The organism is Streptomyces sp. SID14478, from assembly GCF_010548525.1.
In the GTDB taxonomy this organism is placed as follows: Bacteria; Actinomycetota; Actinomycetes; order Streptomycetales; family Streptomycetaceae; genus Streptomyces.
The window spans coordinates 1-8,694 of record NZ_JAAGMG010000004.1 but is presented as its reverse complement, the minus strand read 5'-3'; the positions used below and the strand labels follow the sequence as shown (position 1 = coordinate 8,694).

Sequence of the window (8,694 nt, the reverse complement as noted above, 5' to 3'; positions counted from 1 at the left end):
TGCGGGAGTACGTGCCGCCGCCCGGCGCCGATGCGAGGATCACCCCATGAGGATGCCGCTGCCCGCCGTCCCGCGGCTCGTCGTGGCCGTGGTGCTGGGCGCCCTGACCGGCGCGGCGGTGGGCGTGGCGAGCGACGCACCCCTCGGCTGGCTCGTCGGCATCGCCGTGACCGAGCTGCTCTTCGTGGTGTCGGGCTGGGCCGTGCTGTGGCCGCTGGACGCCGTGCAGACCCACCGCAACGCCCGCCGCGAGGACTTCAGGCCGCTCGCCGAGGAACTCGCGGTGGTCGCCGTCTCCCTGTCCGGACTGGTCGCCATCGTGCTGCTGCTCCTGCGCGGCAGGTCCGACACCGGACACGTCGCCGCCGCGACCGCGCTGTGCGGGGTCTTCCTGGCCTGGGCGTCGCTGCACCTCATGTACGCGACCCGCTACGCGTACGTGTACTACTCCAGCGGCGGCGGCATCGACTTCAACTCCGCCGAGCCGCCCGCCTACCGGGACTTCTTCTACTTCAGCTACAACCTCGGCATGACGTACCAGGTGTCCGACACCGACGTGTCCAGCTCGACGGTCCGCGCGATCGTCCTGCGCCACACCCTGCTGTCGTACGTCTTCGGCACCAGCATCCTCGCCACCGCCATCAACCTCGTCGCCGGACTGGTCACCGGCTGACCGCCGGAGGTCAGACCCGGCGGTAGCGGGCGAGCGCGAACGAGAACAGGCCGAACAGCAGCAGACCCACCGCGACCACGGCCAGCAGCCACGGCCCCGCGGGAGTCTCGGCGAAGGTGCGCAGGGTGCCGTCCACTCCCTTGGCCTTGTCGGGGTCGTACTTCGCCGCGGCGATCAGGACGAAGACGCCCGCGCCCGCGTAGATCGCCCCGCGGGCCACCCCGCCGCTGACGCCCAGCACATCGATGGCCCGGCGCACGCGCTGCGACATCTGCACCTTCTTGAGGTTCTTGTGGTACTTGCGCATCGCCGCCCGCAGTCCGACGCCGATGCCTATCCCGATCACCACCAGCCCGGCCACGCCGACCAGCCAGCGCCCCATCGGAAGGTCGAGCGCCCGCGCCGTGAAGTCCTGCGACTTCGCGTCGCTGCCCTCGCTGCCGCGCGAGGAGACGGCGAACGACAGCACCGAGAACGCCATGAACCCGTAGAAGACGCACCGCACGCCCGACAGCGCCCGCTTCTGCGGCTTTTTGCCGTCGGGACCCGAGGCGCCGAACAGGGCCTCGGTGAGCCGCCACAGCGCCATGCCCACCAGGCCGATGCCGACCGCCCAGACGAGGACCTTGCCGAACGGCTGCTGCGCCAGTTCGCGGATGGCCCCGCTGCTGTCGGCCTCCTTGCTCCCGTGACCGAACGCGACCCGCAGGGCCAGCAGACCGATCAGGAGGTACAGGACCCCGCGCGCCGCCAGCCCCCATCGCGCCCCCGTGTCGACCACGGAACTGTTGGCCGCCTTCCGGGCCGTGATCCCACCCCTGGTCCGCTTCACCGCTTGTCTCCTCACGCCGTCGGTGCGCCCGACATGCGGCGCCTGACGTCGTGTTCCCCGGCATCGGCGCCGCATGCGGGGCCGTGCCGCCCCAACCGGTTCAGCGGACGGTCTGCCCGCGCGGGACGCGTCGACCGGGACGGGGCCGCCCACGCGCGAGTGCGGGGCGGTGACGCCTTGGAGAAGCGCAGCCGCCTCACAGCCACCCGCTGCGCTGCGCCTGCAGCGCCATCTGGAAACGGTTCTCGGCGCCGAGGCGGGCCATCAGGATCTGCAGACGGCGGTACAGCGTGCGGCGGCTGATGCCCAGCTCGCGGGCGATGGCGTCGTCGCCCGCGCCGCCCGCGAGGAGCCACAGCAGGCGGCGGTCCGCGGGCGGCAGACCGCCGGGGCGGGTGGTGCGGCCGTGGAACGGCAGCGCGTTCTGCCAGGACTGCTCGAACAGTGCCATCAGCGCCGACAGCAGGCCGCACGGCTGCACCACCAGCATCGTGTTGTGCACGTCGGCCTCCTTGATCGACAAGGAGACGAGCGCGTACGCCTCGTCGATGATCAGGAGCTTGACCGGTACCGACGGCAGCACACGGGCCTGCTCACCGGCCTTGACGCACGGTTCGACGACGTCCTTGAGATGGCCCGGGTGCTCCAGCGACGCCCGTGAGTAGATGACCCGCTGGGTCACACCGCGGGCGAGCGTGGCCAGGGCGTCGGCCGTGCTGCTGGGCACGGGGAAGTACGGCGGTGACTCGAACTGCCGGATCTGTTCGCGGGCGCTCGCCCAGGCCTGCCGGGTCCGCGGGCCGACGGCGTCGCCGGTCACGACCTCGACGAGATCGTCGTTGTAGGCGGCGAGCCGCTGGCGCCGGAACGATTCGAAGGCGCCGGTGACGGTCAGGCGGGACTCCTCGACCTCCGCGGCCCGGTGCCGGGCGAGGATCTCCAGACCCGCGGTGGGCGGCACCGGGGCCACCACGTCCGCGCCCTCCTCGGCGGCGCTGGCCAGACCGGCGTCGACCAGCGCCTCGTACGCCGCCGTGAGGTCCGCGCCGTCCATCCGGGCCTCGGCCGCGATCGCGCTCAGCGGCGCCGGTGCCAGGTCGAGCAGGGCGAGATAGACCCGGGCCGCCCTCGGTTCCAGGCCCAGATGCCGCAGGGCCTCGCCCAGTTTCGCGTTCGCCATGCGCCCATTATCGGCGTCGCGCCGCGCACCGCCGTGGCCGATCCGTGCCAGTGGCACGCTGCGGCACCTGGCCCTCCCGCTGCCGGATACCGTCCGGGTGCCCTCTGCAGCAACACCCACAGGAAGGTGCACGCCATGGCGAAACGCCGGAAGAACGGTCTCTACCCGGGGATCTCCGAGGAGCTCTCCGCCCTGATGCGCACGGGCTGGGCGGACACCGAGCGGCACGACCTGCCGCCGGACGAGCAGGCCCCGTACGCGGCCGCCCGCCGCGCGGCGCTGTCCGCGCGCTTCCCCGGCGAACGCCTCGTGATCCCCTCCGGCAACCTCAAGGTGCGTTCGAACGACGACACCTACCCGTTCCGGGCGCACTCCGCGTACGTGCACCTGACCGGGGACCAGGCCCGTGACGGCGCGCTCGTCCTCGTACCGCGTCCGGACGGCGGTCACGACGCGTACTGCTACCAGCTGCCGCGTGACAGCAGGGACGACGACGAGTTCTGGACCGGCCCCACCGCGGAACTGTGGATGGGCCGGCGCCGCTCCCTCGCCGAGGCGGCGCAGGTGCTGGGCCTGGAATGCCGTGACGTGCGCACCGCCGCCGAGGACCTCGCCGCGACCGCGGGCGTGCCGACCCGGATCGTCCGCGGTGTCGACCCCTCCCTCGAGGCCGCCGTCACCACCGACGAGGAGCGCGACGCCGCACTGGAGGAGGCGCTCAGCGACCTCCGCCTCGTCAAGGACGACTGGGAGATCGGCGAGCTGCGCAAGGCCGTGGACTCCACCGTGCGCGGATTCACCGACGTGATCGGCGAACTCTCCCGCGCGATCGCCTCCTCCGAGCGCTGGATCGAAGGCACCTTCTTCCGCCGCGCACGCCTGGAGGGCAACCACGTCGGCTACGGCTCGATCTGCGCCGCGGGCGAGCACGCCACGATCATGCACTGGACCGACAACGACGGGCCCGTGCGCCCCGGCGACCTGCTGCTCCTCGACGCCGGTGTGGAGACGCACACCCTCTACACCGCCGACGTCACGCGCACCCTGCCGGTCAGCGGCACCTTCACGCCCCTGCAGCGCACCGTCTACGACGCGGTGTACGCGTCCCAGCAGGCCGGCTTCGCGGCGGTCAAGCCGGGCGCCGCCTACCGCGACTTCCACGAGGCCTGCCAGCGCCACCTCGCGGCCCAGCTCGTCGAGTGGGGCTTCATCGAGGGCCCCGCGGAGCGCGCGTACGCACTCGGGCTCCAGCGCCGCTTCACCATGGCCGGCACCGGGCACATGCTCGGTCTTGACGTGCACGACTGCGCGCAGGCCCGCAATGAGGAGTACGTCGACGGCGTCCTCGAACCCGGCATGGTGCTCACGGTCGAGCCCGGCCTGTACTTCCAGCCGGACGATCTCACCGTGCCCGAGGAGTGGCGCGGCATCGGTGTCCGCATCGAGGACGACCTGCTGGTCACCGCGGACGGCCACGAGAACCTGTCGGCCGGGCTGCCGCGGTCGGCGGACGACGTCGAGGCGTGGATGGCGCGGTTCGCGGGCTGAGGCGCCCCCGGCCACGCGACGGCCTGCCCCTGACCTTGTGTCAGGGCTCGGCCTCGTGCCCTGACGCACGACAGCAGATGTCACCCGCCTGGCGGCGCGCCGTCGAGGAGCCCGCCCACCGTGCCGAGCGGCGCCGGGCCGCCGGACGCGGCGGCAGCTGAGCAGGCGCCGCACGGCCGCCCGACGGAACATGGGGGGAGGCAGCAGGGCGGACAGGAGACGGGAGTGCCGCAGGTGGGTGGCGGGCGCGAGGACGGCAGGGCCGAGGAGTACGACGCGGAGATGCGTCAGGTCGAGGCACTGAACCGCTTGGCGGGCCCGGCCGCCGACGGCTCCGCCACGGTGTCGGAGCGCATGCGCCACAGTGCGGCCGACCTGCTCGTGACGGGGCACGCCCTGGCCCGGGTCGACTCGCTCGGGGAGGCGCTGGTCCTGGTCTCCCAGCTGGCCGACGAATCCCTGCCGCTGAGCAGCCAGGCGGTGTTCCGCGCGGACCGCGAAGACCTTTACTGCGTAGGGCACTTGGGCCTGCGCGACGGTGAGGGCGACGCGGTCCGCCTGCCCCTGGACGCCGACCATCCGGCGGTGCGGGTGGCCCGGACCGGACGCTCCGTGTTCCTCTCCGCCCCGCAGGACTACCGCGCGCGGTTCGGATCGACCTGGCCCCTGTCCGAACAGGACGGGTCCGCGGCCTGGGCCTTCCTCCCGCTGACCACGTACGGCCAGCTCACCGGGGTGTGGATGGCCGCGTTCGGTGCCCCGGTACGGATGACCGACGGTCTCGGCACCTTCTTGGTGACCGTCGCCCACCTGCTCGGCCTGAGCATCGAGCAGACCTACAACGGCCAGGCGGACCGCGCCCTCTCCCAGAGCCTGCGCAGCAGCATGGGACGCATCGGACCCGGAGTCGACGGCCTCACCGTCGCCGCCCGGTACGTTCCCACCGGCGGGGGACTCATGGTCGGCGGCGACTGGTTCGACAGCATCGCCCTGCCCGGCGGGCGCCTCGGCCTGGTGATCGGCGACGTCCAGGGCCACGACGTGCAGGCCGCCGGGCTGATGTCCCAGTTGCGCACGGCCATCCACGCCTACGCCGCCGAGGGCCACGGCCCCGACGCCGTCCTCGTACGCGCCTCCCGCTTCCTGGCGTCCCTGAACGAGGGCCGCTTCGCCACCTGCATCTACCTGGAGGCCGACCCCGCCACCGGCGTCCTGCGCATCGCCCGCGCCGGGCATCCGCACCCCGTGCTGCGCCTGCCGGACGGCACCTGCCTGCTCAAGCACGTGCGGGGCGGCCTGCCCCTGGGCCTCGACCTGGAGGAGGACAACTATCCGGTCAGCGTCGTCACCCTGCGCGAGAACGAGATCCTCATGCTGTGCACCGACGGCCTGATCGAGGCCGGCGGCCACGACATGTACTCCGGCTGGCTCAGGGTGCGCGGCGCGCTGACCCCCGGCAGCGCCGAGGACCTCGACGGGCTTGCGGACCGGCTCCTGGGCGCGGTCGTCGCCCCGCCCTCCTCCTCGCCGGCGGACGAGCGGCCCGCCGCGTTCACCGAGGACGACATCGCCCTGCTGCTCCTGCGCCGCGACCCGTCCGGCGTGCACGCGAACCGGTCCGGGCGGCAGCTGCGTCTCACCCTGGAACAGGACCAGGCCCAGGGACTGTCCGACGCCCGCATCGAGTTCCAGGGCCTGCTGCACGACTGGGCGCGACCCGAGCAGGTCGACACGGCCCTCCTGCTCGTCTCCGAACTCCTGGGCAACGTCCTCATCCACACCGAGCACGCCGCCGAGCTCCGAGCAGAGATCAGCGGCGCTCGCGGCCGGCGCCGCCTGCGGGTGGAGGTCACCGACCACAGCGACGAGGTCCCGCACCGGCGCGCCCCCGGCGAGATGTCCTCCTCCGGACGCGGCCTCGTCCTCCTGGACCTGCTGGCCCACCAGTGGAACATCCGCCCCGAGCCGGAGGGGAAGACCGTGTGGTTCGAGGTCGACGAGGACGGGCCGGAGGAGCCGACCGAGCCCGGTCAGCCGGACTGACGCAGCCGCACCGGCAGCCGCTGGTGGCCGTTGCTGATGAGCGACGGCAGCGGCTCCAACTCCTTCGCGGGCACGGCGAGTTCCAGGTCGGGGAACCGTTCGAAGAGCATGCGCAGCGCGGTCGTGACCTCCAGGCGGGCGAGCGGCGCGCCGAGGCAGAAGTGGATGCCGTGCCCGAAGGCGAGGTGCTCCTTCGTCGGCCGGGTGACGTCGAAGAGGTCGGCGCTCGCCCCGTGCCAGTCGGGGTGGCGGTTGGCCGCCGCGTAGGAGGCGAGGATCGGCTCGCCGCGGGCGATCGTGTCACCGTCGGGCAGCGGGATGTCCTCGACCGCGAAGCGCAGCGGCAGGTGCTTGACCGCGGGCTCGTGCCGCAGCGTCTCCTCGACGACGTCGCCCCAGTCGGCGCGGCCCGCGCGCACGTGGTCGAGCTGCTGGGGGTCGGTCAGCAGCGCGGTGACCGCCTGGTCGATCACGTTCACGGTGGTCTCGTAGCCCGCGCTGATCATCAGCAGCAGCGTGTCGCGCAGCTCGGTGTCGGCCAGGCCGCTGCCGTCGCCCTCGTCGTCGCGAGCGCTCAGCAGCGCGGAGGCCAGGTCGTCGCCGGGCTCGGCCCGCTTGGTGGTGATCAGCCGGTCCAGCGCCTCGTACACGGCGGTGACGTTGGCTGCCGCCTCCGCGGGGGTGAGGCTGGTGGAGAAGACGCCGTCGACCAGGTCGCGAAAGCCCGGGCGCTGGTCCTCCGGTACGCCCAGCAGCTGTCCGATCACCGCGATGGGCAGCGGCAGGGCCAGGCCGGTGCGCAGGTCCACCGGTTCGCCGGCCGGGAGGCGTTCGAGGTCGTCGAGCAGTCCGGAGACCGTCGACTCGACCGTGACGCGCATGGCCTGGGTGCGGCGCGCGGTGAACGCGGGCGCGATGATCCGCCGCAGCCTGCGGTGGTCGCTGCCGTAGGCGGTGAACATGTTGTGCACCGCGACCCACAGGGCGAGGGGCCAGCTCCCGACGGTGTCGGCGAAGGCCGGCCAGTGGGCGCGCGCGTCCTTGGAGACGGCCGGGCTGGTGAGGAGCTGCTTGAGGAGGACGGGCTCGCTGACGGCCCACGCCGTGACGCCGAGCAGGTCCACGCGGCTCGCCGCGCCCCGGGCGTGCAGCGCCCGGTGTTCCGCGTGGTGGTCCGGGCTCGCCGGATCCAGGACGAATATCGGGTGCTGCTCGGGCACGGGACTCCTTCGATCGGTCAGGGATGGTGCGCCGCGATGTGTCGGGACCACGTTCTCCTACGGTGACCAGGGCGTCCAGAGGGCATCGGGCCGGTCACGGACGCGGGTTTCGGGGGCGCGGAGCGCGATGCCAGGATGCGGGGATGAACGCACCAGAGGTCCCGCCCGGAACCCGCCTGCTCGTCGTCGACGACGAACCGGCCATCCTGGACGTCCTGGTCACCTCGCTGCAGTTCCTCGGGTACGAGGTGGCGCAGGCGGCGACGGGACGAGCCGCCCTCGCAGCGGTCCGTGAGCACGCCCCGCACCTCGTGCTGCTCGACGTGATGCTGCCCGACGTCGACGGGTTCGAGGTGGTGCGCCGGCTCCGGCAGGCGGGGTCGACGACCCCGGTCGTCTTCCTGACCGCGCGGGAGGGCGGGCAGGACGTCGTGGACGGACTGGACCTGGGCGCCGACGACTACATCACGAAGCCGTTCCGGCTGGCCGAGGTCGCCGCGCGGGTACGTGCCGTCCTGCGCCGGGGGGAGGCCCGCACCGCGCCCCACCTCCTCGTCTGCGACGACGTGGAGATGAACACCGAGACCTACGAAGTGCGCCGGGCCGGCGTGCCCGTCGAGCTCTCGCCCACCGAGTACCGGCTGCTCCACCACCTGCTCCTGAACCGGAACAGGGTCCTGACGCACCAGCAACTGCTGGAACACGTATGGGAGTTCGGCGAGGGCGACCACGGGGTGCTGAAGACCTACATCTCCTACCTGCGGCGCAAGCTCGACGCCCTCGGCCCGGGCCTGATCGAGACGCGGCGCGGCGTCGGCTACATCCTGCGCGCGCAGGAGACCTCGTGAAGCGGGCCGCGGCCCGGCGCCGTTCCCTTCGGCCCCGTTCCCTGCGCGGCCGTCTCCTGCTGGCACTGCTCACCCTCGCCGCCGCCGCCCTGGTCGTCCTGGACGCCGTCGTCTACGGGGCGTTGAGCAACGACCTCACCCGGCGCACCGACGTCACCCTGCGCGCGGTGCGCCAGCGGGTGACGCAACAACTGGAGCAGGCCGGGCCCGGGGGAACGCTCGCCACCGACGTCCGGCTGTTCGGCGCCTCGGAGTTCTACCTCCAACTGCGCAGGCCCGACGGCACCGTCCGGGACCTGGCACCCCGGCTGCGGGACCCGGGCGACGCCGCGCCGCGCCTGCCCGACCCG

Annotated in this window: 7 protein-coding genes and 1 pseudogene; 5 read left to right on the top strand and 3 right to left on the bottom strand. The window is 72.9% G+C overall.

What is annotated here, in order from left to right; all coding sequences use genetic code 11:
• The first annotated feature begins 52 nt into the window (after positions 1–52).
• Positions 53–673 (top strand): DUF1345 domain-containing protein, encoded by a 621-nt coding sequence (locus G3I40_RS00355; RefSeq protein ID WP_164300126.1) that lies wholly within the window; start codon positions 53–55, stop codon positions 671–673.
• A 10-nt stretch (positions 674–683) separates the two neighbouring features.
• Here the strand turns inward: G3I40_RS00355 and G3I40_RS00350 are convergent, their stop codons facing one another.
• On the bottom strand, positions 684–1,505 hold the full coding sequence (locus tag G3I40_RS00350) for a DUF1206 domain-containing protein (protein ID WP_343244781.1): 822 nt from the start codon (positions 1,503–1,505) through the stop codon (positions 684–686).
• A 196-nt stretch (positions 1,506–1,701) separates the two neighbouring features.
• Positions 1,702–2,685, bottom strand: coding sequence for a helix-turn-helix domain-containing protein (locus G3I40_RS00345; protein ID WP_164300123.1), 984 nt, complete (start codon positions 2,683–2,685; stop codon positions 1,702–1,704).
• A gap of 135 nt (positions 2,686–2,820) precedes the next feature.
• Between G3I40_RS00345 and G3I40_RS00340 the strand changes: the two genes are divergently transcribed.
• Both G3I40_RS00340 and G3I40_RS00335 read left to right on the top strand, forming a co-directional pair.
• Positions 2,821–4,233, top strand: a complete 1,413-nt coding sequence (locus G3I40_RS00340) for an aminopeptidase P family protein (RefSeq protein WP_164300122.1) — start codon at positions 2,821–2,823, stop codon at positions 4,231–4,233.
• 225 nt (positions 4,234–4,458) lie between these two features.
• Positions 4,459–6,276, top strand: coding sequence for a SpoIIE family protein phosphatase (locus tag G3I40_RS00335; protein WP_343244780.1), 1,818 nt, complete (start codon positions 4,459–4,461; stop codon positions 6,274–6,276).
• Here G3I40_RS00335 and G3I40_RS00330 read toward each other — a convergent pair.
• On the bottom strand, positions 6,264–7,496 hold the full coding sequence (locus G3I40_RS00330) for a cytochrome P450 (RefSeq protein ID WP_164300121.1): 1,233 nt from the start codon (positions 7,494–7,496) through the stop codon (positions 6,264–6,266). The two genes, G3I40_RS00335 and G3I40_RS00330, sit on opposite strands and share 13 nt — an antisense overlap.
• Before the next feature lie 143 nt (positions 7,497–7,639).
• Here G3I40_RS00330 and G3I40_RS00325 point away from each other — a divergent pair, with 143 nt between their 5' ends.
• Positions 7,640–8,344 (top strand): response regulator transcription factor, encoded by a 705-nt coding sequence (locus G3I40_RS00325; protein ID WP_164300120.1) that lies wholly within the window; start codon positions 7,640–7,642, stop codon positions 8,342–8,344.
• Positions 8,341–8,694 (top strand): annotated as a pseudogene (locus tag G3I40_RS00320) (sensor histidine kinase); the annotation flags it as partial. The gene G3I40_RS00325 and the pseudogene G3I40_RS00320, both read left to right, overlap by 4 nt.